Source organism: Neobacillus sp. B24 (genome assembly GCF_055381825.1).
Map to the genome: position 1 here is coordinate 1,038,240 of NZ_AP035777.1, position 25,743 is coordinate 1,063,982.

The 25,743-nt window shown below is 40.6% G+C and carries 29 protein-coding genes; 16 read left to right on the forward strand and 13 right to left on the reverse strand.

The genetic code is table 11. The features are described from left to right. Positions 1-7 precede the first annotated feature (7 nt). Both ACZ43M_RS05020 and ACZ43M_RS05025 read left to right on the forward strand, forming a co-directional pair. Positions 8-676: an alpha/beta family hydrolase gene (locus tag ACZ43M_RS05020; RefSeq protein ID WP_464506326.1), complete on the forward strand. Its 669-nt coding sequence runs from the start codon at positions 8-10 to the stop codon at positions 674-676. 80 nt (positions 677-756) lie between these two features. Continuing rightward, positions 757-1,593, forward strand: coding sequence for a DUF4362 domain-containing protein (locus ACZ43M_RS05025; protein ID WP_464506327.1), 837 nt, complete (start codon positions 757-759; stop codon positions 1,591-1,593). Between the two features lie 171 nt (positions 1,594-1,764). Here ACZ43M_RS05025 and ACZ43M_RS05030 read toward each other — a convergent pair whose 3' ends face one another. The 6 genes from ACZ43M_RS05030 to ACZ43M_RS05055 all read right to left on the reverse strand — a co-directional run bounded on the left by ACZ43M_RS05030 (position 1,765) and on the right by ACZ43M_RS05055 (position 6,839). After that, a complete protein-coding gene (locus ACZ43M_RS05030; protein ID WP_464506328.1) occupies positions 1,765-1,920 on the reverse strand; it encodes a hypothetical protein in 156 nt (51 codons plus the stop codon). A gap of 1 nt (position 1,921) precedes the next feature. After that, complete coding sequence (locus tag ACZ43M_RS05035) at positions 1,922-3,157, reverse strand: Ger(x)C family spore germination protein (protein ID WP_464506329.1); 1,236 nt, start codon at positions 3,155-3,157, stop codon at positions 1,922-1,924. Beyond that, positions 3,132-4,241, reverse strand: coding sequence for a GerAB/ArcD/ProY family transporter (locus ACZ43M_RS05040; protein WP_464506330.1), 1,110 nt, complete (start codon positions 4,239-4,241; stop codon positions 3,132-3,134). Before ACZ43M_RS05040 ends, ACZ43M_RS05035 begins: the two co-directional genes overlap by 26 nt. A gap of 6 nt (positions 4,242-4,247) precedes the next feature. After that, positions 4,248-5,792: a spore germination protein gene (locus ACZ43M_RS05045; RefSeq protein WP_464506331.1), complete on the reverse strand. Its 1,545-nt coding sequence runs from the start codon at positions 5,790-5,792 to the stop codon at positions 4,248-4,250. Positions 5,793-6,049: 257 nt separating this feature from the next. Beyond that, a complete protein-coding gene (locus ACZ43M_RS05050) occupies positions 6,050-6,427 on the reverse strand; it encodes a VOC family protein (RefSeq protein ID WP_464506332.1) in 378 nt (125 codons plus the stop codon). Position 6,428: 1 nt separating this feature from the next. After that, positions 6,429-6,839, reverse strand: coding sequence for a VOC family protein (locus ACZ43M_RS05055; RefSeq protein WP_464506333.1), 411 nt, complete (start codon positions 6,837-6,839; stop codon positions 6,429-6,431). Positions 6,840-6,980: 141 nt separating this feature from the next. Here ACZ43M_RS05055 and ACZ43M_RS05060 point away from each other — a divergent pair, with 141 nt between their 5' ends. The 5 genes from ACZ43M_RS05060 to ACZ43M_RS05080 all read left to right on the forward strand — a co-directional run bounded on the left by ACZ43M_RS05060 (position 6,981) and on the right by ACZ43M_RS05080 (position 9,996). Further along, entirely contained in the window at positions 6,981-7,370 is a 390-nt protein-coding gene (locus tag ACZ43M_RS05060; protein WP_464506334.1) for a VOC family protein, read from the forward strand. A 488-nt stretch (positions 7,371-7,858) separates the two neighbouring features. Further along, positions 7,859-9,106 (forward strand): MFS transporter, encoded by a 1,248-nt coding sequence (locus tag ACZ43M_RS05065; protein WP_464506335.1) that lies wholly within the window; start codon positions 7,859-7,861, stop codon positions 9,104-9,106. Between the two features lie 14 nt (positions 9,107-9,120). Further along, positions 9,121-9,588, forward strand: a complete 468-nt coding sequence (locus tag ACZ43M_RS05070) for an HIT family protein (protein ID WP_464506336.1) — start codon at positions 9,121-9,123, stop codon at positions 9,586-9,588. Between the two features lie 17 nt (positions 9,589-9,605). Next, positions 9,606-9,800, forward strand: coding sequence for a hypothetical protein (locus tag ACZ43M_RS05075; protein WP_464506337.1), 195 nt, complete (start codon positions 9,606-9,608; stop codon positions 9,798-9,800). Positions 9,801-9,810: 10 nt separating this feature from the next. After that, entirely contained in the window at positions 9,811-9,996 is a 186-nt protein-coding gene (locus ACZ43M_RS05080) for a YnfA family protein (RefSeq protein ID WP_464507961.1), read from the forward strand. Between the two features lie 235 nt (positions 9,997-10,231). On the opposite strand, the gene ACZ43M_RS05085 is transcribed toward ACZ43M_RS05080, so the two are convergent. Beyond that, positions 10,232-11,470, reverse strand: a complete 1,239-nt coding sequence (locus ACZ43M_RS05085) for a hypothetical protein (protein ID WP_464506338.1) — start codon at positions 11,468-11,470, stop codon at positions 10,232-10,234. A gap of 216 nt (positions 11,471-11,686) precedes the next feature. Between ACZ43M_RS05085 and ACZ43M_RS05090 the strand changes: the two genes are divergently transcribed. Then, positions 11,687-12,202: a GrpB family protein gene (locus ACZ43M_RS05090; RefSeq protein ID WP_464506339.1), complete on the forward strand. Its 516-nt coding sequence runs from the start codon at positions 11,687-11,689 to the stop codon at positions 12,200-12,202. 91 nt (positions 12,203-12,293) lie between these two features. Here the strand turns inward: ACZ43M_RS05090 and ACZ43M_RS05095 are convergent, their stop codons facing one another. After that, positions 12,294-13,580, reverse strand: a complete 1,287-nt coding sequence (locus tag ACZ43M_RS05095; RefSeq protein ID WP_464507962.1) for a prolyl oligopeptidase family serine peptidase — start codon at positions 13,578-13,580, stop codon at positions 12,294-12,296. 487 nt (positions 13,581-14,067) lie between these two features. Here ACZ43M_RS05095 and ACZ43M_RS05100 point away from each other — a divergent pair, with 487 nt between their 5' ends. Then, positions 14,068-14,475: an NUDIX hydrolase gene (locus ACZ43M_RS05100; RefSeq protein ID WP_464506340.1), complete on the forward strand. Its 408-nt coding sequence runs from the start codon at positions 14,068-14,070 to the stop codon at positions 14,473-14,475. A 50-nt stretch (positions 14,476-14,525) separates the two neighbouring features. Here ACZ43M_RS05100 and ACZ43M_RS05105 read toward each other — a convergent pair whose 3' ends face one another. Next, the gene (locus tag ACZ43M_RS05105) at positions 14,526-14,957 is read right to left on the reverse strand and encodes a winged helix-turn-helix transcriptional regulator (RefSeq protein ID WP_464506341.1); all 432 of its coding nucleotides are present in this window, start codon (positions 14,955-14,957) and stop codon (positions 14,526-14,528) included. Between the two features lie 208 nt (positions 14,958-15,165). Here ACZ43M_RS05105 and ACZ43M_RS05110 point away from each other — a divergent pair, with 208 nt between their 5' ends. Next, complete coding sequence (locus tag ACZ43M_RS05110; protein ID WP_464506342.1) at positions 15,166-15,948, forward strand: MBL fold metallo-hydrolase; 783 nt, start codon at positions 15,166-15,168, stop codon at positions 15,946-15,948. Between the two features lie 2 nt (positions 15,949-15,950). Next, positions 15,951-16,142, forward strand: coding sequence for a DUF1272 domain-containing protein (locus ACZ43M_RS05115; protein ID WP_464506343.1), 192 nt, complete (start codon positions 15,951-15,953; stop codon positions 16,140-16,142). 185 nt (positions 16,143-16,327) lie between these two features. On the opposite strand, the gene lepB is transcribed toward ACZ43M_RS05115, so the two are convergent. Next, the gene (gene lepB, locus ACZ43M_RS05120; RefSeq protein WP_464506344.1) at positions 16,328-16,855 is read right to left on the reverse strand and encodes a signal peptidase I; all 528 of its coding nucleotides are present in this window, start codon (positions 16,853-16,855) and stop codon (positions 16,328-16,330) included. Positions 16,856-17,011: 156 nt separating this feature from the next. Here lepB and ACZ43M_RS05125 point away from each other — a divergent pair, with 156 nt between their 5' ends. From ACZ43M_RS05125 to ACZ43M_RS05140, 4 genes are all read left to right on the forward strand, one after another. Next, entirely contained in the window at positions 17,012-17,629 is a 618-nt protein-coding gene (locus tag ACZ43M_RS05125; RefSeq protein WP_464506345.1) for a LysE/ArgO family amino acid transporter, read from the forward strand. Between the two features lie 73 nt (positions 17,630-17,702). After that, a complete protein-coding gene (gene dnaN, locus ACZ43M_RS05130) occupies positions 17,703-18,869 on the forward strand; it encodes a DNA polymerase III subunit beta (RefSeq protein WP_464506346.1) in 1,167 nt (388 codons plus the stop codon). An 11-nt stretch (positions 18,870-18,880) separates the two neighbouring features. Then, positions 18,881-19,240, forward strand: coding sequence for a hypothetical protein (locus ACZ43M_RS05135; RefSeq protein WP_464506347.1), 360 nt, complete (start codon positions 18,881-18,883; stop codon positions 19,238-19,240). Continuing rightward, positions 19,237-19,749: a P-loop NTPase family protein gene (locus tag ACZ43M_RS05140; RefSeq protein ID WP_464506348.1), complete on the forward strand. Its 513-nt coding sequence runs from the start codon at positions 19,237-19,239 to the stop codon at positions 19,747-19,749. The genes ACZ43M_RS05135 and ACZ43M_RS05140 overlap by 4 nt, the downstream gene beginning before the upstream one ends. Positions 19,750-20,106: 357 nt before the next feature. Here the strand turns inward: ACZ43M_RS05140 and ACZ43M_RS05145 are convergent, their stop codons facing one another. Next, positions 20,107-20,700 carry a LysE family translocator gene (locus ACZ43M_RS05145; protein WP_464507963.1) on the reverse strand — a complete coding sequence of 198 codons (594 nt, stop codon included), beginning with the start codon at positions 20,698-20,700 and terminating at the stop codon, positions 20,107-20,109. 118 nt (positions 20,701-20,818) lie between these two features. Here ACZ43M_RS05145 and solA point away from each other — a divergent pair, with 118 nt between their 5' ends. Further along, positions 20,819-21,949 (forward strand): N-methyl-L-tryptophan oxidase, encoded by a 1,131-nt coding sequence (gene solA, locus ACZ43M_RS05150; protein ID WP_464506349.1) that lies wholly within the window; start codon positions 20,819-20,821, stop codon positions 21,947-21,949. Between the two features lie 499 nt (positions 21,950-22,448). Here the strand turns inward: solA and ACZ43M_RS05155 are convergent, their stop codons facing one another. Together ACZ43M_RS05155 and ACZ43M_RS05160 are read right to left on the reverse strand one after the other, a co-directional pair. Further along, entirely contained in the window at positions 22,449-23,885 is a 1,437-nt protein-coding gene (locus ACZ43M_RS05155) for an IS6 family transposase (protein WP_464503228.1), read from the reverse strand. A gap of 405 nt (positions 23,886-24,290) precedes the next feature. Further along, positions 24,291-25,727, reverse strand: coding sequence for an IS6 family transposase (locus tag ACZ43M_RS05160; RefSeq protein ID WP_464506350.1), 1,437 nt, complete (start codon positions 25,725-25,727; stop codon positions 24,291-24,293). Between the last annotated feature and the right edge of the window lie 16 nt (positions 25,728-25,743).

Consider the following 25,743-nt stretch of genomic DNA (forward strand, 5'->3'; position numbering starts at 1 on the left):
ATACCGTATGTATAAATTTGTTGAAGGTCAAGTAGTGAGAAATGAATACTCCACAATCCCGTACACTTGGATTCAAAGCAAACAACCCGTGAAAAGCATCTGCATCATGCTGCCGGGGCTGGGGTACACGACGCAGCGACCGTTATTTCATTATTCGACGGGAATTTGTTTGGAGCAAAATATAGATGTCCTTCACATCAATTATCAATTTGCAAAAAATGAGCATTTTAAAAAGCTGTCAGAGCCAGAACAAGATAACTGGATGTATGAGGATGTCCTTGCAGTAATGGAGGATGTATTAAAAGATACTTCCTACGAACAGTCTTTTCTGTTAAGCAAATCAATTGGGACGATTCCGATGGCAAAGGAATGGGGACGGAGAAATATTACCCATAATGCTATTGGAATCTGGTTAACACCGCTCATCAAAGTTGATGAGGTCTATCAGGCGTTATTGAACACCCAATTTCCCTCCCTTTGTATCATTGGAGACCAAGACCATCACTTTGTAGAAGATCGAATCTCTTCATTGGAAAATAACCGTCTAATCCAAACTGTTGTGGTACATAACACTGAACACAGCCTGGAGGTAAAAGGGGATGTGGCCGCATCACTGGATGCCATGAAGGAAGTTATGACAAGTATTGAAAACTATATCATAAGTTACAAGATTTAATTATTTATATACCCTCATTTCGCCGATAGCTGTAACATTATCCCTCTTTATTCGTCTTTTTTAAAAAAGGATGTGTTGTCGTGAATAAAAGATTGGGTCTTGTGGCTTTTTTCACTTTTATCAGCTTAATCGTGTCAGGCTGTCAAACCACTGAAGCTCCAGCAAAACAAACGGAACCTGACAAAAATGAAGTGGTCGAGACGCATGGTAGTCTAAAAAACTTCCAGAGACTGGACCTCTTTGTAGAAAATGTCCAAAACAACAAAAAGGATAAGGTTCGTCTCACTCGTTACACCATAGAAGGCGATCCCATTTATCATGATTTGGATTACGATGGATCCAATCTGACGCTCACCTATGACACCACAAAGGACAAATTTGGCCAGGGTGAAGTCACAACATCTGATTGCAAGAGCATTGAAAAACAAGAGACGGAGACGGAAACAAAATATCTGTTGGCCGGGTGCTCGGCAAGCCAGATGGGAGAATTAATCGCCATCTCCCACAACGTAGACCAAGAAGACTATTTTGCCTTTGAATTGAAGTATGGCGTAGACAAGAAAAATGTGATTAACACTAAAGAGCAAAAGCTGATCAAGGATCTGCAAAATGGCGAAACAGTAGCTGTCAGCGACTTTCAATTTAGCAAACAGGAATTAAACCAAATCTACAAACTATTAGTGTTCTCCGATTACCTAGGAGAGAAAAGACTTTCTGCCAAATGCAATCAAAAACCTCATGAAAGCTATGAATTAACTGTATGGATTAATGAGGGAAGTCGTCATTTTGAATGGACAGAATGCGATAAGGGCCAAGACGGAGAAGAAATGACCAAACTAGCACATGACATTTTTGCAGTCCTGAAGAATAATCCAACTTATCAAGCCTTGCCTGCTGTTAAAGGCCATTATGAATAAAAAGGGGGCAGTAATTGCCGAACTGCCCCGCATGTTTCTGTTCTAAGAAGTTAAAAAACTCTTCATACCTCTTTCATATTTTATTAACAAATCATCGGTATAGTAGAAAGCAGAGGGGATAGCATAAGTGGCTATCATGGTATTAGGCGAGGCGGAGCCGATACCTAAGCATTAAAGAATCGAAAAAAACGGCAGAACGATAATAGCAAGAGATAGGAACATAACAGCCAGTGCGGCCATTTTCTGTTTTCCATTCCATAAAGTAACCGCAAAACCAAAGGTATATATGATAATGGCCAGCAACACCAGGATTGCGATTATATTCACCTTATTTCCTCCTTCTCGTAGGCTTTTTTCCATAATCCACAATTTCAACTTCCGGCTTTACGGATATATCCGCGTTTACGTACGATTTCGTCCAATTGAATTTTTTCAATTCCTGATTAGTCACAAAATATTTATTGGCATCAAGGGATAAAGGGTACGGTACACCTTTATATTTTTCCTGTGTTTTTTTCAACAGCTTTTCATGCTCTATTTTAAAATGCCTAGCTAATTGCTTCTTTAGGATTTCCCGGTTTTTTTTCTTGTTAAAATCAACATTCGTTGGGTTCGACATGACCTCAAATTGTAACGGTAAGGTAATAACGATTTTTGGTCTTGGCCCCTTAAGGTTCATTTTGACGCTATTATTCTCCCGCTTCATCACCCTGACTGCTATTTGTTTGATTGTGCCGGGAAAAGGACTGGGAATATCGATGATAAAATCCTTGATATTCGTTGTGTCATCAAGGGTATTGACAATATTTGTTTCCTGGCCGGTCAATTTGCCAACCATCCTGCCATTTCGAAATACAACCGAGCCCATAAATTGTGTATCATCTAGCTCACCGGAGGCATTCACTTGCCCGGCATAGTAGTTATCTTCCCCTCTAATTTTCGGATGCTCTCTTTTGGCCGTTGTATTCATTGCCAGAAATAGATCAGTTCCTCTATCTACTGTCTTGAAGAAGCGATAAAGAGTCGAATTAGGAATAAGTCCATTTTGTATTCCATGTTCGATCATATATTGGAAATATTTATGTGGCCTGGTTTCCATTTTTGGGCGATTATTTAAAAAGTATTGACTGGCCTTTTCTTTTGATATGGCCACATAGGTGTTCATCCGAATTTCTTTATCATAGGCTGCATCATATAGAATGGGAAAAAATTCTGGATCTTTTGCGAAATCCTCGGAAACCACAATGACTTTTAATAAATCATAACTAATGACACGGGAAACAATGGTATTAGCCGCTCCTCTAGCTGCGATAAAATCGATGGTATCGAATGAGATGATTTCACGCGGCTTCTCGGTGGAACCACCGCCTCCTTGCATACTCCCCACCTCGGGATTGGCCAGCAGCATTGTCACTTTGATTTTCCCTTCTATTTTGGAGCGATCAAGTCCAAGGCCAATCACATAGGCTTTATCCTCCAATTCGCGGCGATCCCAGCATCCTGTTAAGAGAAAAATAATCATGAACACCAACCATAATTTACATACTGTTTTTGTTTTTCGCATGTTTAAATTCTCCCTTTACTAATGCGGTCAGCCATAAAATGAGTGAAACTGCCGCAAACAACGGTCCTGCAAGGTTTGATATAAACGGTTTCAATTGCACGCTTATATCAGAAGGTGACTCTGGTATGAGCCCAATCAATAAAAAAATAGTGGCAATAGATGGAATTAAATATTCAAAATCCTTTATTTTAAAAAGATGCCCGAACATAAGGGCAGTAATATACAAAAAGGCGGTAAACCGAACAAACGCTTCCATAAGCCAAATGGCAAAAAAGAAGGTTTCAATATTGGGAATATAGCTTCCAAGTGAAATATAGCGAATTAAAGTATGATATGGATAGCCTAATCCTGCTAATGATTTATCAAACATACAAATGTAAAAGAGTGTAGCAGCACTAATTTGGACACTGACAAATATATAGGCAATCCAAGTCCCCTTTTGAAATTCTTTATTGGATTTTAGGAATGGAATGAGCATTGTCAGAAGAAAAAAATTACCAAGCATGTTAAAGTGTCCTGTACTCTTCTTCATAATTTCAAGTATTCCCGGTCCCAAAATAGGCAGGATGGAAAGGATTGTACTGTTTTGTGTGCTTAATATTAAAGCAAAAATCAAAGAGAACAAGACATAAAATACGATTAGGTATGAAACTGTACCTACATGCTGAATCCCCTTTTTCGCACCATAAGCACAGATACCAAGGAATATGGAATAAAGGACCAACATAGGCGTTGTGCTGAAATAATATATTCTAATGATATTTGCATAAGATCTTGAATCAAATGTTATGCCCAAGGAACTTATGACCAAAATAATAAGGCATAAGGCAAAACCCAAGTATTTGCCAAGCAGTTTGTTCATAACAGCAAACAGGTTCTTTCCTTGAAATAACGACATCGTCTTTATCAGTAAATATAACGGGATAAAAAACAGTGCGGCTGAAAGGAACGCCAAAAGCCACCCCGCATTTTGCGCGTTTTGAAATAAAATAGCTGGTGTATCTTCAGTTGCTTTTGCGCCAACCATTAGTATGGCGATGGCTACATATTCCCGAATACCAAGTTTTCCAGGCTGCAGATTCATAGAATTTTAATCCTTTCCTTGTTTTACCATATCCTTCGGTTTTATATAACCTGGGCGGAACCTCAGTTTCATTGGCACTGGCCGAACGAGCAGGTCCTTACTTGAGGTGGTGTGTGGTGCAAATGGTGCAAAATAAGGCACACCGAATGATTGTATGGAGGCCAAATAATACAGTCCAAGGGTAATTAATGCCCCCATGCCATATATCCCCATAAATCCTGCTGAAAAAATAATTAAAAAACGAGATATACGAATAGCAAAATTCAAGCTGGTGTCACTAATAATAAACGAACTTAAACCGCTTAGTGCGATCACAATGATGACAATTGGACTGATAATATTAGCTTGAACAGCTGCCTGACCTAAAATTAACGCTCCCACAATCCCAATCGTCGGACCGATCGGAGAGGGTACACGCAGTCCTGCTTCCCGTATTAGTTCAAAGGCAAGCTCCATCATCAAGATTTCAATAATCGATGGAAACGGTACCCGTTCTCGTGTCCCGGCAATGGCCATTAATAAATCGGGTGGAATCATGCCAACATGGTAGTTGGTAAGGGCGATATATATACCAGAGGCAAACATGGAAATAAATAAAGCTGTAAATCGCAATAGTCTAATAAAATTACCATACGGCGTCCGCAGATAATGGTCCTCAGGTGAATGGAACAAGGACCAAAAGGTGGCTGGCAGGACAAGGCAGTTTGGTGAATTGGACATTAACAAAACAACATGGCCTTCTTCAATAAAGGAAACTGCCCGGTCAGGTCGTTCTGTGTTCAATATTGTGGGAAAGAGAGACCTTGGCCGTTCCTCCAGGTACTGTTCAAGGATACTTAAATCTATCACGCTGTCAGCATCTATAGAATCTATCCTTTTCTTTATTGATTGAAGCAGCTTATCATCTGCCAAGTCTTTTTCATAAACTAGCAAGACGTCGTTTCGGGAACGTTGAGTAACGACCAAATGCTCAACAATCAGGTTTTCATTTTTAATTTTTTTTCGGATGAGCCCTACATTATCGAACAGCTTTTCGTTAAAGGCCTCTTTTGCCCCTCTAACGATGACTTCATTATCGGATTTTTCAATACTACGGCCTTTAATTTCTGTGGTGGCAAATACATAACATCGGTGATCACCCTCGACAAATAGTGTGGTATTGCCACTTGTGATATCTTCCGTGATTTCACCGATTTTGGTTCTTGTAAGTTCTATTGGATAAGAAACAATATTCTCAATCTTCCCTGTGGGCTGATCAATTTCAATCAGTGGCTTTAAAATACTATTCTGGATTTGGTTTCCGTTGACCATGGTGCCGATAAATAGAATAAAAGCACGGCGGTTAAGCGAACGGATGGTAAACTCACGAATCTTGACATCCGTATTCTTGGGGATTGAAAAAATCGATTTAAATATTTCCAGATTTTCCTCATAACGAGTGCTTATATCTTGTTCTTTTATGTTAATTATTTGCTGGTTGGACTTTTCGTTAAATTGTGGTTCTTTGTTAATTAATTTCTTTAGTGAGTTAAAGATGCTTTTTTTCACCATGAACCACCCCCAATTTCTTTCATTTTTTCCAGTAATGCAGGTATTTATGTAAATAAAAACCAATGATGGAAAAAGGAATTTTGAAAAAGTGGAGTAGTGTAGATAGATGAAAAGGTTCATGGTAAATAAAAAACGCTTGGAGCACCAAGCGTTTTGACTTTCATAATGGATTGAGTTTATGCAAGTAGGGCAGTGAAATGTAAAAAGATAAGTGATTGGCTAGGCAAAAGCTTGTCCGACATACTATTTTAAGAAATTTATTGACAAACCCCCAGGGGATTTCCGTCAGGGTCATAAAACGTGAAAAACCTAGACTCTCCCTCGCTGCTCATATGATTCACTTTGACATCCAGCTCAGTTAACATCCTGTAGGTTTCATCAATATTATCTGTTAAAAAGTTATAGTACTTGCCCACACCAAAGTTATTATCTGGGAATTTCATTGGCTCGTGGTTAGGCGTTTTAACAAGGCATACTACTGTTTTGGTATCTTCCCCAATCCGCATAACCGCGGCTTCCTCTTCAAGATAAACGAGCTTAAAGCCCAATTTTTCTGCATACCATATTGCTGAAAAATTAGGATCTTTAACCGGTATAAATACCCCTTCCATACCATTTAATCGGGCAGCACCCATACTAGTTGCCTCCTTGCTTAAAATTTGGACTCAATTCACTCCAAACATCGAATTTATTGCCATCGCAATCATAGAAAACGAAATTTCTGCCGGCGTGGCCTCTATTTTCTATTTCTCCAACCCTCATGCCCTTTCGAGAAAAATCACTATGTATACCTTCTAAGGCGGTTAATCCGTCAACTTCAAATGTTAAGGAAAAGCGCTCCACACCGTTACCATCATAGAAATTGGCACTTTGGTCAGCCTTTGATTTAACCAGGAAAAAACTTTGGCCTGCAAAGTTAACAATCGCTTTCTCTTCATCTTTATAGCTTAATTCCGCGCCTAAGTTGTCTACATACCATTTGGATGATTGCTCAACATCCGTTACAGGTAAATAGGTTGTTCCAACCCTAATTATTTTTTCGACCATATCTATACTCCTTCCAAGATTGTTATAGTAATTTTCCATATAGGCACAGTATTTTCCTGCATCACTACGGAATTATAGGAAAAAGCAGGAAAGTTATCTTGTTTATAGAAATCATAATATAAAAATGTTGGGGGTATTATTATGGTTTTTGAAATTAGCTATCAGGTACGTGTAGTTGGTATAGAAGAGGGCCGCAAGTGGTACGAAACACTGCTAAAAAAGACTCCGGATTTTATCCCTCATGAAGGGTTTATGGAATGGGAAATTATCCCTGGCTTTTGGCTGCAAGTATCGGAAGGGACACCTTCCGTGGAAAGCGGACCGCTGCGTCTCGGAGTAGAGGACATTGGAGTTGAAAGGGAAAGAGTGATAAGCGAATTAAATGTAGAGGAATTTGAGATTTTTTCAACGGAAGGAGTTCCGGTAAAATGGGGCACTTTTGCAGACCCGTGGGGAAATCAAATTGGATTCTACGAATTTTTGGATAAGGAAGAGGAAAAACAGCGGATTAAAACGATTTTGGGACAGTGAGATTGGGTGAGTTTGATGAGGATTAGAAAAGCAGTACCATCCGATGTAAAAGGGATTGCAAAGGTTCATGTCGATTATTTTTAGTTAGGAAGTTTAATAGAATATATTTTAAGCACGAGGTACATTTCCCTAAGGAAAGTACCTTTTTGTTGTTTAAAGCGAAAAAGTGATATTATGTTATAATAAATACTATTAATATTTTGAAATTTATGAAAAGGTAAGTACTTTATTATCTTATAATAGTCTAAAAGACAAGATAGGCGTGCCGGATAGTGAAAGTGTCTAATAGAGCACTTCTAAAAGACAAAATGAATGTGTTAAGTGGGAAAAGTGTCTAATAGATAGCTTTTAAAAGACAAAATTGGCGCATCGAGTGAGAAAAATGTCTAATAGAGCGCTTCTATAAGACAAAATCGTACATCAAGCGGAGGAAGTGTCTAATAGACTGCTTCTAGTAGACAAAAAATGCGCGTTGAGTGAGGAATCCTATGAAAATAAAATATCATTATGCTTGGGTGATTATTTTTATTACCTTTTTGGCCTTGCTGGCTGTTCAGGGAGTTCGTCTTTCATTTGGAGCGTTTGTCCAACCATGGGAACAAGATTTTTCCATGGATAGAGGAACGATATCCCTTATTTCTACGCTTAGCTTTATCGTTTACGGCCTATCCCAGCCAATAATGGGGAGATTGGTAGATAAATGGGGGCCGCGACTGATTCTTTCAGTAAGTACGCTGATTGTCGGGACTAGTATCTTCCTTACTTCCTTTGTTCAACAGCCTTGGCAATTATTCGTGCTTTATGGCTTCTTCGTCTCCATTGGCGTTGGCGGAGCCTCTAATGTGGCCGCAACCGTTCTAGTGACTAAGTGGTTTAATGAAAAACGCGGGCTTGCTTTAGCAATTATTGAGGCGGGCTTTGGTGCTGGGCAGATGCTGCTCGTGCCAGGGGCGCTGCTTTTAATCAACTGGCTTGATTGGAAACTGACCGTCGTCATCTTAGGTGTTTTTCTGGCAGTTATTGTGTTCCCGATTGTCCTTTTACTATTACGAAACAGCCCTCATGAGAAAGGCGAGCAGCCGATTGGCGGGGACCAACAAGAAGAACAAACTGGTCTTCAGCCTCAATCAAACAAGAACTTTTCGATTTGGGATGCCTTTCGACAAAGACAGTTTTGGTTTTTAATTTTGCCATTTGGGATATGCGGTTTTACTTCTACTGGTTTAATAGATACACACCTTATCCCTATGTCCCATGACCATGGGTTCTCAACCGGTGTCACAAGTGCAGCCGTCAGTGTGTTAGCCGGGTTCAACATTATTGGGATTTTGCTTTCAGGAATCGTAGCCGATCGGTGGAGCTGCCGGAAAATTCTATTTGGTTTGTACGCTGCAAGGGCTTTATCGATTGTCATTCTATTAAATAGCCATAACCCGGGATTACTCATTGTATTTGCCGTCCTATTCGGTCTGGTCGACTTTGCCACAGTTGCTCCAACACAATTACTGGCGACTCAATATTTCAAAAATTATTCAATTGGCTTTATTCTCGGGTGGTTGTCGTTAAGCCACCAAATTGGCTCTGCATTAGGCGCATACCTGCCAGGTTTATTCTATAGTCATGCTGGCAGCTATACTATTTCGTTCTATGTTTCTATTATTATATTGGGAATGGCAGCAATTTTTAGCGCACTACTCCCAAAATATATTAATATAAGTAATGAGAAGGCTGCTTAAAAGGGGATTGGTAAATGAAAACAGATTGGAAACAGGATCGAATTGCATCTGCACATCATGATGAAAATCCGATGGTGATTGCCAAGATGAGAAGCGGGTTTGCCGTAATCGGGGATACCCAATTTCTTCCGGGCTACTGCGTGCTTTTACCATCAGAAAAAGTGAATTCGCTTAATGAACTGAACTTCAAGCAAAGAAGCGAATACCTACTGGATATGAGCTTAATCGGGGATGCAATCCAAGCAGTTTGCAACCCAAGGCGGGTAAATTACTCCATTTACGGCAACACAGATGTCTATCTGCATGCCCATATCTTCCCGCGCTATGATTGGGAACCTGAAGAACGGGTTCCGAAGCCAGTTTGGCTGTATACAGAGGACCACTGGTTTGATCCTAAATATCAATTTTCAGTTGAAGAGCATGGCGAAATGAAAGAAAAGCTGGCTCAAAAACTGAATGAGTTAATCAAGAATGCATATTAAGTTTTTCGAGGTGAAACATGAATATAATGGTTGGCTTGGTTTTTTTAATTATCATTGTTGCTTTGGTGGCGACCTTGTTAGTCACGAGGAAACCTGACGAGGACTACAGCGGTTCCGTAAAAAGAAATACAACAAATCTAACATTAATTTATGCTGTTGTTATTGCGGTCGCATTAATTGCGCTAGGAATTTACATTTGGCGGATTTTATAAATTTGTTTGGCTGCTGTTCTATTCAGCAGCTTTTTTCATGAATACAGTTTACGCTGCGTACGGCGGGGTATTTATAGTTCTATCGATTTTATGGGGATGGGGAATAGATAAAAAAGCACCTGATTTATACGACTGGGTGGGAGCTGCAATCTGTTTGGTTGGCGCTTCAGTGATTTTATTTGCACCCCGGCAATAGCGGAAAGGTCCGAATAATGGTAAGTGGGAACATAAAGCGCATGAGGAGGATAATCCAATACGAACGTGTCGTATGAAAGGTTCATAGAGCGCATGAAGATGGGAACCCGAAGCAAACGTGTCGTATGAAGGGCTCATAGAGCGCGGGAAGAAGAAAATCAGAAGCAAACGTGTCGTATGATGGATTCATGCCAGCAGCCGAAAATCCCCCATAGGTTCCCGGCTGCATTGGACTGTCACTGTCCGCTGACCTTTTCATAAAAGTTTTTTTCTTCAGCGGAGACTTTATCCGCAAGACCGTAGATGTTTTCAATGGCCTCCACGGTTCGGGTTTGGCCGATATCCATTTTGTGTTCAGACCGTTTGTCAATATATTCAAATTTTGCTAGATAGTGAAGCATTTCCATAAAAGTGGGAAGACCTTTGGTTTCAATAAAATAATTAGATAGTAAGAATCCGTCCCGGTACATCGAACTTTCTGGATCCGTATAATCAATCTTTCCGAGTTCCTCAATGGTTTTGACAGAACTAGAAACTTCCATGGCTTTAGCAGCTTTTTCCGTTGCTATTTTCGGGTCATAAGTGACCTGTCCGGAAGGGTCCCGAACCACCGTGCCTTCCAAATAGGTCGCAAATCCTTCTTGGATGTAAATGGTTGCATTATCATGAGCTATTTCCCCGACCATTTTGTGTGTAAGTTCATGGGCTAAAAAGCGGAAAATGGTATCAGATAAGGCGGTTGTTATTTTAAGTGACTCTCCGATTTCATTCCATCCACCTAGACTAAGCCAAGGCACAGTCGCGGAAGCTTCGGCGCTGGAGGGATAGATTTTGATGGAAATCGGTTCTGGTTTCCAGCTAAACTTTTTGGAATAAAAGGCGACAATATCATTGGCATCCTTAAACGTTTTTTGGGCGGCCGTCTCTTGCCCTTTTGGATAATAGACCGTCAGATTCCCTGAATCAGAGACCATTTTTTCAAAAGGCACATCATTAAAAACCCACTTATCTCCTGATTTAATCATTTGGTATGTTACCGTGTTCGTCGTACTGCCAAGCTTGGGATGGCTCATCATGACACTGAAACTGACTGTAGCCGTTGTATCGTCATTTTGTTGAAAACTGTACAATTTGATGGAAACGGTGTAGCCTTGCTTTTTCTTAAAATCCACTTCATCAATCCATCTTTGTTGTTCTTTGAAAAATAATGCATTTTCTTCATTCTGATAGCTCATAAATAAGGCTTTGTCATTATCGTCAACAGCCTTGGTAATTTGCTGCAAATCCCATTCTGGTGTGCCCTTTTCAACTACTGGCGTACTATTTGTTTCCTTCTGCTTTTCTTTGGATGTTTCTGCAGAAGGCGCCTTCTCGGTTTGTGGTGTCGCCTTTGTTTTTTCGGTATTTTCGCTGCAGCCTGCTAACAGCACAAAAAGCAGCCCGGCCGCACACCCCGCTTTTTTATAATTCTTCATTTATTTCCCCCCATTATCTAAGTGTAACTTTTAAAATTCGGTAAAAAAGGATTTAATTCCTTCTTTCATTAACCTATAATTCTATGGAAAGGATAAACGGTTAATTTTCCTAGAATGAGGTGGGGCATATGAATAGATTAACTCCAATTGACGCGGCAAATCTTTTGGAGGACGGTTGTTTGAGGGATTTTCATTGGGTAAGGGGGAAATCAACACATGAAAGTTCGGCTGACAGATTATAGTGAAAATTGGCCCCGGATGTTTCAAACGGAGGCTCATTTTCTGGAAACAGTATTTGGGGAAGAAATCATAATTTTTGAACATTTTGGGAGTACGTCTGTCAAAGGCATGAAGGCAAAACCTGTCATCGACATGATGTGTATTGTTAAAGATATTGAAAAAATCGATTCATATAACGAAAAGATGGCTTCACTTGGTTATGATGTGGCAGGAGACTGGGGTATACCAGGCAGAAGGTTATTTCGTAAGGGTGGGGAGAACCGAACCCATCATATTCATTTTTATCAATTTGATAATCCTCAAATTGAACGTCACCTGATCTTTCGGGACTATCTTCGGACACACCCAGAAGAAGCAGCAAATTATAGCCACTTTAAAGAAAATTTGGCGCAACAATTTGAAAGTACGAGTGGCTATAGTCCAGCCAAGAAGGCATGCGTAACTGAAATGGAACAGCGAGCGCTCCTATGGTTTCAGGAAAGCCGGAGATAATAACCATCATCAATATTAAAAAAAACTGACTCAAAAGATTAATCTTTTGAGTCAGTCTTACATATGTTCAATTTTTAAAATGGTGAACAAATTACTTTTTCAATGACTGGGCTGCCATCCATTCCATAATGGTGGTTGTTTTCCCGTTAATGCTTGCTGTTGCTTCGTTGTTGTATACATAAATCCAGGACCAGTGTCCGTTGTACTGGAATGGTGTTCCGTCCGCATTTGTGTATAAGCCGGTAGTATCATGCACATCGTCAAATAAGGAGATTTGAACATTATTGGCACCGGCTGCGATCAATCGGTTATAGGTCGGAACAGTGTTAATTGCAACTGGCAGTGTTGTGTCATTTTTAGCTGCCACAAACCAGAGCGGGGTCTGCTTGATTTTCTCGATGTCATCATCGGAAATGAGGGTATCATTTAAACCTTCGCATACCGGATAGGCGGCTGCAAAGAATCCAGGATAATCGCGGACCATCAGCATCGTCATATAACCGCCGTTGGATGCGCCGCCGATATAGATTCGGTTCGGGTCGATGTCAGGGTTGTTGGCAACATAATCTTTGATTAATGCCATCAGGGCTTCCTCATAAATGGAAGTACCATCAGACCTTCCTGTAAAACCGTCCATCCATCTCGTAGGCGTCTGTGGTACTAATACATACGCGCCATTAAAATAGGATTGGATTTCATCGGTTACAAAATTTACAGCCTTATTTGCGGAAAGTGGAATAGTGGCATCTGTGCCGCCTTCACCGCCGCCATGCAGCCAGATGATTAACGGATTCTTACTTTTGTCTTTTGCAGGCGCATAGTCTGCATAAGTTAAGTTAACATCATCATGAGTGAACTGACCGCTGGAAAAATCGTCTACTAGTACTCGAGTTTCACCGGCAAAGGTGTTAATGATTAGTCCGGTCACGGCACCATAGTTCGTTACAATATCCTTGACCTGGGTGATCGTATAGTCATTGTTAATCCACTCATTGGACCCACCGTAATAGTTGAGCGGGGAACCCAATGAAACAGTCGGGCCGATTTTCATTTCCAATACGGCATATTTGCCTGTCCTAGCAGAATTTCCATCTTTATCGGCAACATAAGCGTTTGTGACAGTGCGGTAGCCCTCTTCCAAAAATGGAGCAGCCAATCGGTCATCACTTCTGGATACATGAACTTTGAACGTATCCTCTGTAACAGAACCCTGCGGTACAGGTTTCCCTAATTCAACAATGACTTTCGTGACTGCGGCACCCCAGTCCTCGATTTCGGTCACCGTGCGGTAAGTTGGTGCTTGCTTCGCAAGTGCGTTCAGTCCGAATGTAAAGGCCATCGCGACTGTAAGCATTATTACCATGAACGCCTTTTTCATCATTCTTTCCCCTCCTGATTCTATGAATCTATTTATTTACAGCATCAGCTTTAGAGCGTCGAATTGAATTCGTCAACATCAAAGCCGGTGGATCTGCCTAAATGGAAGCTTTTCTTTGAAACATTAGCTTGGGACAGCTGTTGCGGAAAGGTAAAAGCGTTTACATGTCTGATTATAATTTAACTAAGTAGTGTCCGCATTTTGGATTTATTGGATTATCTTACGATTTATAGCATTAAATTGGCTGCAACTTTTGTAATGATAAATGCATCCTGGTTTCTTGTGATTTTCGCTTACAAAAATGACAATACATACAGTTCGTTGGTCACATTACCTTTGTTTGTCTGGGTGATTTTTCCTGCAAATAGAAATCCTTAATAAAAAGAAGTTCGAAGGCAAAAGGAAATAGTGAGGAGGAATCTCTTGTTCTAACGAGAATATCCATATAGTAGATGGAGTGAAAAAATAGAAAGGTGAGGTAAAGCAAATGGCACCGCCAAAACATATCGTTTCAGCAGCAACTATCGTATTAAACGAAAACAATGAAATTCTCTTAATCAAGGGGCCGCGCCGAGGCTGGGAAATGCCCGGGGGACAGGTGGAAGAAGGGGAATCATTGCGGGACGCAGCAATCAGGGAAACAAAGGAAGAATCAGGAATTGATATTGAAATAATTAAGTTTTGTGGAATCTTCCAAAACGTCAGTGAATCCATTTGCAATACATTGTTCCTGGCTAAACCTGTTGGCGGAGAATTGACCACAAGTCCTGAAAGCTTGGAAGTGGGTTTCTTCCCACTTGAACAGGCACTAGAAATGGTCACTTGGAACAATTTTAGGCAAAGAATTGTGTATTGTTTAAATGAAGAGGTCCAACCTTTCTGTGTGGAATTTTAAAAAATGGCTTGGGATTTTTCCCAAGCTAATTTTTCTATGCCGCCAAATCATTATAACTGCTCAATTTGCTTTAATATCGGCTTATCCGTATAACTCTCGCATTGTGGACAAACATAAGTTAATCGAACTTCATGGTCACAAGCAGGATCAACTAACCGATAGTATTTTTTTTCAAAATGGTTATTCCCCCAAATGGCAAGTGCAAATAGGACATCCTTCAGGGACCAGCCCTCCTTGGTAAGCTTATATTCATACCTTGGTGGGTGTTGGCTGTATAGTTTGGATAGTATTAAGCCTTCTCTCTCCAGCAATTGTAACCGGTCGGATAAAATATTTGGAGCTATGCCAGTTAAGGATTCTCTTAATTCACTGAATTTGGTAATTCCGTCCATGAGATCCCTTACGATTAATAATGTCCAGCGATCCCCGATTATGTCCAGTGTATTTGCGATATTACATGGTAAATTGTATCTCTTTTTCATTTCCCCACCACCCTTAGGATTAATTTTAAACTAAATAGTAATTTTATATCAACTTAACAAGTAAATTTAAAAATAAAAGTTAGTTGCAAAAAACTACTAACTTATGTAATAATAAGGAAAAGGTTGTGGTAAAAACAGGTAAAAGGAATAATGGGCGGGAGTCTGCCAATAGGAAAGGACAGTAAATCTAAAATAGGGGGAGATTAACTTGAATTTATTAAAATTATCATGGGCAACGGTTTTAGTCGAATCAAAAGCGACTTCTGTTATGATAGATCCATTGGGAGCGCCAATAAAGGGCCAAAATCGGCCGCTTGCGGCCAGACTGGGAGAGCCTTTAGAGTCTTTGGTTCCTCTTGAAAAAATCAACCGCCCTGATGCCGTTTTGATTACTCATTTTCACCCTGACCACTTCGATGTTCAATCAGTCATGGAGTGTTTTGGTGAACTTGTTCCGATTTATATACCTAAAGAGTCAGTCGATTATGCTCAAAAATGCGGATTTAAAAATGTAACAGGGGTGGCACCAAATGATGCCTTCCTAATCAACGAAATAAAAGTCTCGGCATCCTACTCAGTTGATGGTTACGGTTCCCCTCAAGTTTCTTGGGTTGTATCAGATGGTGATTATACAATTGTCCATTGCGGTGATACCCAGTGGCATGGACATTGGTGGAGGATGGAGCAACAATACGGGCCTATACATGCCGCCTGTTTGCCAGTGAACGGGCCTATACTGGATGTTTCAGGACTAAAAACACAGAGCAGTTTGCCAGCTTGTTTAACCCCCGAAGAAGCAGTTGAAGCAGCGAAACTATTAAATGCACAATATTTGGTTCCCATACATTACGGAACATTTCATAATCCCCCATTCTACTGTGAAACTGAAAATGTTGAAGATAGATTAATAGAAAGTGGAAATGAAAAAGGTGTTACTATTAAATTCCTAAAACCAAATGATCGACTTTACATGAGTGAGGAGGAAAATTGAAGATGGCATTGGAAATGCGAAAAAAATGTGAGCGTTGCGACTCTGCTATTGGGGAAAATACTACTGCCTATATTTGTGTATATGAATGTACATTTTGCGAGCCCTGCACCGTAGGGATGAAACATATTTGTCCCAATTGCGGCGGGGAACTTGTAAGAAGACCTAGGAGGCCGCAAAAAGTCAGAACGCAATAATGAAGAACATAAAAAAAGCCTTCCAGCAATAAATTTGCAGAAGGTCTTTTTATGTCGCTTTATTATCTTAATACTCTATCGCCGTTAGTGTTTGGTTGTGATACAACCAGAAATTCCAAATAATGATTGGTGTTATTATGCATTTGATGTGGAACTTGGGGTTTCATGACTAAATCGCACCTGTTCTACTTCACCATTCTTATCTCAGTCAGCGGATAGAAAATAAATTCACTGGTTCCAACGATGGTTTCTTCTTGAATAAAACCGAGGCCATTCCGGCTGTCCATACTCCGCAGGCGGTTGTCGCCCATAACAAAATAATGACCTTTTGGAACAGTTATCGCATCAAAATCGCCCGTTAATTTGCTTCCCAGTTGCTGAGCAGCCTTTAGATTCTCAGATAGATAAGATTCTTTTACCGCCTCACCATTGATAAACAACTGGTCATTTTTCATTTCGACCCGGTCGCCTGGAAATCCAATCACCCGTTTTACGTAGTTTTTCTCCGGACCTTTAATGATGATAATATCCCCTCTTGAAAAATCCCCTGCTTTATTGACAAACACCTTATCTTGATTATGTAGGGTAGGTTCCATTGAGGACCCCTCCACTATGTAAGGCGCAAATAGAAACGTCCTGACCACAAATGCAATTCCAACAGCAATAATTAACGATTTGCCCCAGCTTACTAATTCGCTTTTTGTATCTGTCATCTTCTATCATCAACTCCTTTTGGCGGTTACTGTTGTTGAATGTATTCAACAAATAAAAAGGCGATTCCTTCTAGATGACGTAATTGAGTTGAAAAAGTTACAAGCATCCTCGTTTTATTATAAAATGGAAAAATATAAGTTTATTGGAGGGAACTCATGTTAGCAGCATTACTACACGGTATTGTCTTGGCCTTTGGATTAATCCTTCCTCTTGGGGCGCAAAATGTCTTTGTGTTTAATCAAGGTGCATCGCAGCCAAAGTTTCGCGGGGCTATTCCTGTCATAATCACCGCATCACTCTGCGACACATTGCTAATTTTAGCGGCGGTGTTAGGCGTTTCCGTCATTGTTTTTACAATTCCAATCTTGCAAACTATTTTATTTACGGTTGGAATATTATTTCTTCTTTATATGGGCTGGTCAATTTGGAACAGCTCCCCGGCAAATGTAAGCGAGAAAGAAGCAGCAATGCCAATAAAAAAGCAAATTATGTTTGCCATGTCTGTTTCTTTGCTTAATCCGCATGCGATTCTTGATACCATTGGTGTCATTGGCACGAGTTCACTCGGATACAATGGTTCGGAAAAAGTGGCATTTACCTTCGCTTGTATTGGGGTCTCGTGGCTTTGGTTTCTAGGCTTGGCGATTGCCGGAAAAATAGTAGGGGATTTCGATTCTGAAGGGAAGTTCCTACAAATGCTCAATAAAGTGTCAGCCATCATAATTTGGGGCGTGGCTGTCTACATTGCCATTCAGTTATTCCAGACACTCTAAAAATGAGTAGCAAAAAAACAGGTATTTTGGGTAGTTTTGTCGAAATGGTTTCCCAAGGGGTGGAAAATTTTTCATGGAATTTATCGTAAATAATGATTGTTTTAACAAAGCCATAGGAGAGGTTAGTAAAGCGGTGTCGTTAAAAACACCATTTCCTATCTTGCAAGGCATAAAAATAACTGCGGCCAATGACAGCCTAACTTTGGTAGGGAGCAATTCCGATATTGTGATAGAAAAAGTAATTCCATTAACAATAAATGGAGTTCAAGTGTTGAAGGTGATAGAAACAGGAAGTGCTGTTATACCTGCTAAATATTTTTACGATATCGTTAGAAAATTGCCAGGTGACATCTATGTTAAGGGTAACGCTCAACAACTGATTACGCTTCAATCTGGTGAAGTTATTACCAAATTGAATGGATTCAGTGGTGATGAGTATCCCGTTCTTCCACAAATCGATGATTCTAGTTACATAAAAATTGGCAGCATTCAATTAATGGAACTTTTTAAACAAACGGCATTTGCTGTCGCGAAAAATGAATCAAAGCCGGTACTGACTGGTGTGCATCTAGCCTTCAAAGAAAATCATCTTTCCTGCGCTGCAACTGATTCGCATCGGCTGGCATTGCGAGAATTGGCAATCGACTCAAACGTTGCAGGTTCATTCATTGTTCCAAGCTCAAGTATAACAGAGCTTACCAAACTGCTTACGAATGAGTCAGGTCATGTGCAAATTTCTCTTTCAGACCGCTATATTGTTTTTAAGCTTGACTCCATTTCACTTTTTTCAAGAGTAATAGAAGGCAGCTATCCAAACGTTTCAGGGTTAATTCCGGATGAAGCGAGGACCAAGTTAACACTTGATCGAAATAAGCTGTTACAAGGGATTGACCGGGCCCGCTTGTTTGCGAGCGAATGGAAAAATAACAATGTCCATTTGGAAATCAAAGATGGGGCAAAACTGCTAATATCCTCGAACTCCTCCGAAATAGGAAAAATTGAAGAGCTTCAAACCATTCTTGAGATAACAGGGGAACCTGATTTAAACATCTCCCTTGATGGAAGCTTCTTAATCGATGCACTTAAAGCAATCACTGAAGCAAAAGTCCGATTAAGCTTCGGCGGCTCAATGAGGCCGGTTGTGATTGAAGGGGACCACGGGGACCAAGGGGACGGTTCTAGTGGTTCCTCGACTGGGAGATCTTCCTATATACAGTTGATTTCACCAGTGCGGACTTAAGGTGATTCACTATGAAAATAATAGATATTCAACGAATAGAAGAACTATATAAAACTTTGAATCCCCAATTGGATATGACCAACATTATCATGATTGAGGATGAGTCCCTAGCAAGACTGTTAAACCATTTTCTGTTTTTACAGCAATATGCCGAAAAAATAATTGCGAATTCTTCCTATACCTACGAAGATGTCCTCTATAGCCAATACTATTGGTTTGTTAGGTTTAAAAATCATTGTTCTATAGTAGGTTATGACGGCGAAATGGAACAGCAGGCATTTTTTTTGATTGAAAATCTTTGTAATGAACTGGACGGAAATGTTGATTGGGCGTTGCTAGAGGAAATAGATACACAGGGTGATCTGAAATGATAGAGAGTGTCCCGCGTAAAATCCATATTATCGGGTCAGTGGGAAGCGGCAAAACCACGTTAGCCAGGAAATTGTCCTTGAAGCTAAATATTCCTTTTTATGAGCTGGATAATGTTGTCTGGGCAAGGCATCCATCGGGAGATATCAGGAGAACGGAAGCCGGCAGGGATGAGTATTTAGAAACGATTATTCAATCCGAAAGCTGGATAGTCGAAGGAGTACATAACGAGGATTGGGTGGCGAGTAGTTTTGAGAACGCAGACCTGATTATCTTTTTAGATCCTAGGTACTCAGTGAGAACCTACCGAATTATAAAAAGGTTTATTATGCAAAAGCTGGGAATTGAGCAGGCAAACTATGATCCATCTTTTGAAATCTTTAAGAAGATGTTTAAATGGAATAGGCATTTTGAAGAGGTGGGAAAGCCTAACTTTTTTGAAGAATATGGGGGACATCGAGATAAGATTGTGGTTGTAACCAAGAAGTTTGATATTGAAGAGCATATCTGAGACGGGAAAGAGGCAACTTCGGACAAAACCTCTGCAAAAAGAAGTGAAAGTGTCCGAAGACCAGCGATCTTCGGACAAAACAGCAGCAAAAAGAAGTGAAAGTGTCCGAAGACCAGCGATCTTCGGACAAAACTGCAGCAAAAAGAAGTGAAAGTGTCCGAAGATGAGCGATCTTCGGACAAAACCTCTGCAAAAAGAAGTGAAAGTGTCCGAAGACCAGCGATCTTCGGACAAAACCACAGCAAAAAGAAGTGAAAATGTCCGAAGACCAGTTATCTTCGGACAAAACTGCAGCAAAAAGAACCGAAAATGTCCGAAGATGAGCGACCATCGATTTCAATCGCTACTAGCCCAAATTTAATGTGCCTTTTCCAATGCCAACTTAACACCAAAACCAATCAGTACCGTTCCGGTTAATCCTTCAAAAACTGCTTGTGTCCTTGGCTTTTTCATGAAAGCACTAATCTGGTTTAGCAGATAAACGTAGAACACAAACCAGAGGGCGGTTAATACGGTGTAGGTCATTCCCATTGTTAGAAATGGTACAAACGTGTTGCTTCCACCATCCACGAACTGGGGCAGGAAAGTCAGGAAAAAGACAGCCACTTTTGGGTTTAGCAGGTTTGTCAGAAAACCTTGTTTAAAACAAGATGTATTTTTGTACTTGTATTCAACAGGCAACTCAGCCGCTGTCTTGTTCTTCAAAGCCCATAAAGTCTTTATCCCAAGATACATAAGGTAAACTGCACCAACATACTTGAAAACGGAAAATAACATAGCCGATTTGACAATGATAGCGGACAGGCCCACCACCGCAGCCAATGTATGGATCATTAGGGCGCAGCAAGTACCCAAGATGGTTTTAATACCGCCCGCTCTGCCGACTGTCAGCGTATTATTTGTTGCAATCGCCGTATCCGGACCAGGTAAGATAATGAGTAAAATAGCCATAATCACAAACAGATAAAAATTCTCCACGTATTAACCTCCTTTTCGTTATGATAAAATTAATTTACCACAAATTTTTGGAAAAGTAAGTAAATTAAATAGAAAAGACAAGGTGAAAAAAATGAATCAATTTGATGTAATCGTCATTGGAGCAGGCTCTATGGGGATGGCGGCTGGCTATTTTTTAGCTAGGAGTGGGAAAAAGACATTATTGCTCGATTCCTTTAATCCACCACATAACAATGGCAGTCATCACGGAGATACTAGAATTATCCGATATGCGTATGGGGAAGGGGCGGAATATGTCTCACTAGCACTAAAAGCACAAGAATTATGGAATGACCTCGAGAAAGCAACCGGGAAGCAGTTGTTTCTACAAACCGGGGTACTAAATGTGGGACTCGAGGACACGGATTTTATTCAAAACATTATTTCCAGTTCGAAGACTTACTCCTTGCCTTTGGAGGTTCTATCTTCAGATGAAGTCAATAAGCGCTGGCCGGGCATCTCATTATCTAACAAATACATCGGCTGCTTCGAACCAACTTCAGGTGTATTAAAGCCAGAGGAGTGCATTTCAGCCTATCGAGAACTAGCCGAGCAGCACGGGGCATCCATTGTAACGAATACTAGAGTAAAAGAAATCAATGTCCAAAAGGATAGCGTAACCATCAAAACAGAGAATGGAACATACTCTTCAGATTCATTAGTTGTTTCAGCAGGAGCATGGTCGGGAGAACTTCTTTCCATGCTGGGCTTGAACCTACCTCTTCAGCCGGTGAGGAAAACCTTTGCGTGGTTCGATGCCAATGAAAGTTTATATAATCATAGGGAATTTCCAGCCTTCGCGTTTAATACCTCTCAAGGTCTTTACTATGGCTTTCCAAGTATAGATGGCTCAGGGTTAAAAACTGGACGCCATGACGGAGGAGAGAAAATCAATCCGGACCATCCTATCCCAGGATTTGGGGAACTGCCGGAAGATGAGAATGATTTGATGCAATTTTTGAAGGAATATATGCCTTATACCGATCAATTAAAGTACGGAAAAACCTGCATGTATACCCTCACACCTGACGAAGATTTTATTATCGACCAGCATCCGGCCTATTCCAATGTAGCTATCGCAGCAGGGTTCTCTGGACACGGCTTTAAATTCAGTAGTGCAGTTGGACAGGTCCTAGCAGAAATCATTAATACAGGGAAGACAGCACAGGACCTCTCCCTTTTTGGGATTAAACGATTTATGTAAGACTTGTAACAACCGGGAAAAGCTTAGCCTTCAGTGAATAGGGCTAAGCTTCGCGATTTTGCTAAATGAACAAATAGATTACTATCACATCATCGGTTCAATCATGATTATTGTCGGGGTAATCGGTACGAATCTAAACTAAGATAAAATCTCCTTTAAGAGGGTGGAACGTAAATGAAAGGATTTAATATATTGGGTATTTGTGGGAGTTTAAGAGAGAATTCGATTACCAGAATCAGCTTACTGGTAGTGTCAAAAGTTCTATGAAAACTCCTTAAGGGGTTAGGTTCCTTTCCACATATTGGGTGCGTCGGCCCCGCAACCGCTCTTGACAAACACGCCAATGGTTTGAGATTCCTTTATCAAGGGCGACGGGGACAAAAAGAAGGCATGCCAAATAGCCCTTGGTATTTCCATTTTAAACCATTGGCAAGTTCGGTTTGTCAAGAGTTCGCTTCGCCGGTTGCTAGTGGGTTCAAGGGCTCTGCTAAACAAAAAGTTAGACTGTTTGTTCAATGATCCAATCTTGAGCTAAACCTATTAATTTAGTCCAGCGTGCAGGCATATTCGGTCGCAGTAAGAGCTCTGGATTAACCACTGGCACATTACCTTCTAACGCTGAGTGAGGCCGTAAAAAGTTAAAGTAAGCCACAAAAAGCGTCACAAACGAAACAGACCCATGTTCGGACCCAAACCCGTGTGTTGAGCGATAATTGCCCTTAAATGTGCGATTGAGTCTTTCAATCACTTGTTTGAGAGGCCTATACTCCTTTGATACAGGATCTTCATTGGTAAGCCCAATGACCTGAGTAATGTCAAAGTGAATATCATGCTGGGCGTAAAAGTGTTGGGCTAAGAGATATATCGGATTGCCGTCCACCACAAATGTAAGATCTTCCGGAATCTCTTTAAATTTCATTAGGACATCATCAATGGCACGGATTGCTGTCGCTGTATCTCGATTTGCTGACACTGGATAAGACAGAATGATCTTTTTTACCGCATCAAAGAAGAAGAACAAGTAATGCCAACGACCTTGAACCCTAATATAGGTTTCGTCCCCACAGAACTGATCAGAAAGCTCGTAGGGATAGTGGTCTACGTAAGGTTTAAGGATTAATGCAACTGCGTTCTCGTAATTTAAAATGCTTTGATGCGATATAGAAACACCATGGATATCTTTCATGAGTGCAGCTGTCTTCCGGGCCGAAAGGCCATAGTTAACGTGATAGGTTAAAATAAGCCCCAATGTATGTGGCGACACATAAAGCCTGGCCAAGTCAACCTTTGGTTTCTTAGGAGAAGCCTTTGACAATGGCTGAAAATCAATGTGGAACTGCCGGAAGATATATCTTAATTTAAAGGCTTGTGGATCCTTTTTAAACTGTTTCTTCTCTTTCGCAGACATGCCATTCAGTTTCTGCTGGTAGTAGGAACAGTCATTATTTTTACACTTGTACACGTCAAAGTCTTTTCGCTCTTTGACTTTCTCAAGGGTCCTAGAACAATGAGGACACTTCAAAATAGCCTCCTTCGAATAGCGATTTTTATCATTGAAAAGACAGGCACACACCTTACATTGAAACTGTCCTTTGCCTCCATTATTGGCATAAAGATAATCCGCTGGAGCACCACACTGCGGACATTTCATTGACTTGGGCACACATGCCTTTGTATTCGAACGCCTTTGAACAGGTTTTAGTTGTTTACCGTTCTTCTCCAGGTATTCGGTTAGGAGGGTTCGGTAATCAAGTTTCTGAATGGTTTCGATGATCGGAAGATCATCCACCTGGAGTTTACGATAAGGTTTATTTACAGGTTTTTCCTCAGGCTTTTCAAACATCCCCTTCCCAATAAGAAGGGTAAGTAATGTTCGAATTATTTGTTCTTGGTACTTAATAAAAGTTAATAAATAGGTTATAATTTGAGGGTACAACTTGTCACTTCCTTAATCTAGGTTGTTGGGTGTGTGGTAACCTCAATTATCCTTAGATTTCAGGGGGTGGCAATTTTTTTGCTTATAAAGCCCTCTATCTAGGTATTTTATAGCCTATTTCTTATAAAAGTTTTTACAATACGAGCTTACTGGTAGTGTCAAAAGTTCTATGAAAACTCCTTAAGGGGTTAGGTTCCTTTCCACATATTGGGTGCGTCGGCCCCGCAACCGCTCTTGACAAACACGCCAATGGTTTGAGATTCCTTTATCAAGGGCGACGGGGACAAAAAGAAGGCATGCCAAATAGCCCTTGGTATTTCCATTTTAAACCATTGGCAAGTTCGGTTTGTCAAGAGTTCGCTTCGCCGGTTGCTAGTGGGTTCAAGGGCTCTGCTAAACAAAAAGTTAGACTGTTTGTTCAATGATCCAATCTTGAGCTAAACCTATTAATTTAGTCCAGCGTGCAGGCATATTCGGTCGCAGTAAGAGCTCTGGATTAACCACTGGCACATTACCTTCTAACGCTGAGTGAGGCCGTAAAAAGTTAAAGTAAGCCACAAAAAGCGTCACAAACGAAACAGACCCATGTTCGGACCCAAACCCGTGTGTTGAGCGATAATTGCCCTTAAATGTGCGATTGAGTCTTTCAATCACTTGTTTGAGAGGCCTATACTCCTTTGATACAGGATCTACATTGGTTAGCCCAATGACCTGAGTAATGTCAAAGTGAATATCATGCTGGGCGTAAAAGTGTTGGGCTAAGAGATATATCGGATTGCCGTCCACCACAAATGTAAGATCTTCCGGAATCTCTTTAAATTTCATTAGGACATCATCAATGGCACGGATTGCTGTCGCTGTATCTCGATTTGCTGACACTGGATAAGACAGAATGATCTTTTTTACCGCATCAAAGAAGAAGAACAAGTAATGCCAACGACCTTGAACCCTAATATAGGTTTCGTCCCCACAGAACTGATCAGAAAGCTCGTAGGGATAGTGGTCTACGTAAGGTTTAAGGATTAATGCAACTGCGTTCTCGTAATTTAAAATGCTTTGATGCGATATAGAAACACCATGGATATCTTTCATGAGTGCAGCTGTCTTCCGGGCCGAAAGGCCATAGTTAACGTGATAGGTTAAAATAAGCCCCAATGTATGTGGCGACACATAAAGCCTGGCCAAGTCAACCTTTGGTTTCTTAGGAGAAGCCTTTGACAATGGCTGAAAATCAATGTGGAACTGCCGGAAGATATATCTTAATTTAAAGGCTTGTGGATCCTTTTTAAACTGTTTCTTCTCTTTCGCAGACATGCCATTCAGTTTCTGCTGGTAGTAGGAACAGTCATTATTTTTACACTTGTACACGTCAAAGTCTTTTCGCTCTTTGACTTTCTCAAGGGTCCTAGAACAATGAGGACACTTCAAAATAGCCTCCTTCGAATAGCGATTTTTATCATTGAAAAGACAGGCACACACCTTACATTGAAACTGTCCTTTGCCTCCATTATTGGCATAAAGATAATCCGCTGGAGCACCACACTGCGGACATTTCATTGACTTGGGCACACATGCCTTTGTATTCGAACGCCTTTGAACAGGTTTTAGTTGTTTACCGTTCTTCTCCAGGTATTCGGTTAGGAGGCTTCGGTAATCAAGTTTCTGAATGGTTTCGATGATCGGAAGATCATCCACCTGGAGTTTACGATAAGGTTTATTTACAGGTTTTTCCTCAGGCTTTTCAAACATCCCCTTCCCAATAAGAAGGGTAAGTAATGTTCGAATTATTTGTTCTTGGTACTTAATAAAAGTTAATAAATAGGTTATAATTTGAGGGTACAAATTGTCACTTCCTATC

Coding starts and splice junctions, on each gene's coding strand:
- ACZ43M_RS05020 (WP_464506326.1), top strand. CDS start 8: ATGTATAAATTTGTTGAAGGTCAAGTAGTGAGAAATGAATACTCCACA.
- ACZ43M_RS05035 (WP_464506329.1), bottom strand. CDS start 3,157: ATGCGAAAAACAAAAACAGTATGTAAATTATGGTTGGTGTTCATGATT.
- ACZ43M_RS05040 (WP_464506330.1), bottom strand. CDS start 4,241: ATGAATCTGCAGCCTGGAAAACTTGGTATTCGGGAATATGTAGCCATC.
- ACZ43M_RS05045 (WP_464506331.1), bottom strand. CDS start 5,792: ATGGTGAAAAAAAGCATCTTTAACTCACTAAAGAAATTAATTAACAAA.
- ACZ43M_RS05050 (WP_464506332.1), bottom strand. CDS start 6,427: ATGGGTGCTGCCCGATTAAATGGTATGGAAGGGGTATTTATACCGGTT.
- ACZ43M_RS05055 (WP_464506333.1), bottom strand. CDS start 6,839: ATGGTCGAAAAAATAATTAGGGTTGGAACAACCTATTTACCTGTAACG.
- ACZ43M_RS05060 (WP_464506334.1), top strand. CDS start 6,981: ATGGTTTTTGAAATTAGCTATCAGGTACGTGTAGTTGGTATAGAAGAG.
- ACZ43M_RS05065 (WP_464506335.1), top strand. CDS start 7,859: ATGAAAATAAAATATCATTATGCTTGGGTGATTATTTTTATTACCTTT.
- ACZ43M_RS05070 (WP_464506336.1), top strand. CDS start 9,121: ATGAAAACAGATTGGAAACAGGATCGAATTGCATCTGCACATCATGAT.
- ACZ43M_RS05075 (WP_464506337.1), top strand. CDS start 9,606: ATGAATATAATGGTTGGCTTGGTTTTTTTAATTATCATTGTTGCTTTG.
- ACZ43M_RS05085 (WP_464506338.1), bottom strand. CDS start 11,470: ATGAAGAATTATAAAAAAGCGGGGTGTGCGGCCGGGCTGCTTTTTGTG.
- ACZ43M_RS05090 (WP_464506339.1), top strand. CDS start 11,687: ATGAAAGTTCGGCTGACAGATTATAGTGAAAATTGGCCCCGGATGTTT.
- ACZ43M_RS05095 (WP_464507962.1), bottom strand. CDS start 13,580: ATGAAAAAGGCGTTCATGGTAATAATGCTTACAGTCGCGATGGCCTTT.
- ACZ43M_RS05100 (WP_464506340.1), top strand. CDS start 14,068: ATGGCACCGCCAAAACATATCGTTTCAGCAGCAACTATCGTATTAAAC.
- ACZ43M_RS05105 (WP_464506341.1), bottom strand. CDS start 14,957: ATGAAAAAGAGATACAATTTACCATGTAATATCGCAAATACACTGGAC.
- ACZ43M_RS05115 (WP_464506343.1), top strand. CDS start 15,951: ATGGCATTGGAAATGCGAAAAAAATGTGAGCGTTGCGACTCTGCTATT.
- lepB (WP_464506344.1), bottom strand. CDS start 16,855: ATGACAGATACAAAAAGCGAATTAGTAAGCTGGGGCAAATCGTTAATT.
- ACZ43M_RS05125 (WP_464506345.1), top strand. CDS start 17,012: ATGTTAGCAGCATTACTACACGGTATTGTCTTGGCCTTTGGATTAATC.
- dnaN (WP_464506346.1), top strand. CDS start 17,703: ATGGAATTTATCGTAAATAATGATTGTTTTAACAAAGCCATAGGAGAG.
- ACZ43M_RS05135 (WP_464506347.1), top strand. CDS start 18,881: ATGAAAATAATAGATATTCAACGAATAGAAGAACTATATAAAACTTTG.
- ACZ43M_RS05140 (WP_464506348.1), top strand. CDS start 19,237: ATGATAGAGAGTGTCCCGCGTAAAATCCATATTATCGGGTCAGTGGGA.
- ACZ43M_RS05145 (WP_464507963.1), bottom strand. CDS start 20,700: ATGGCTATTTTACTCATTATCTTACCTGGTCCGGATACGGCGATTGCA.
- solA (WP_464506349.1), top strand. CDS start 20,819: ATGAATCAATTTGATGTAATCGTCATTGGAGCAGGCTCTATGGGGATG.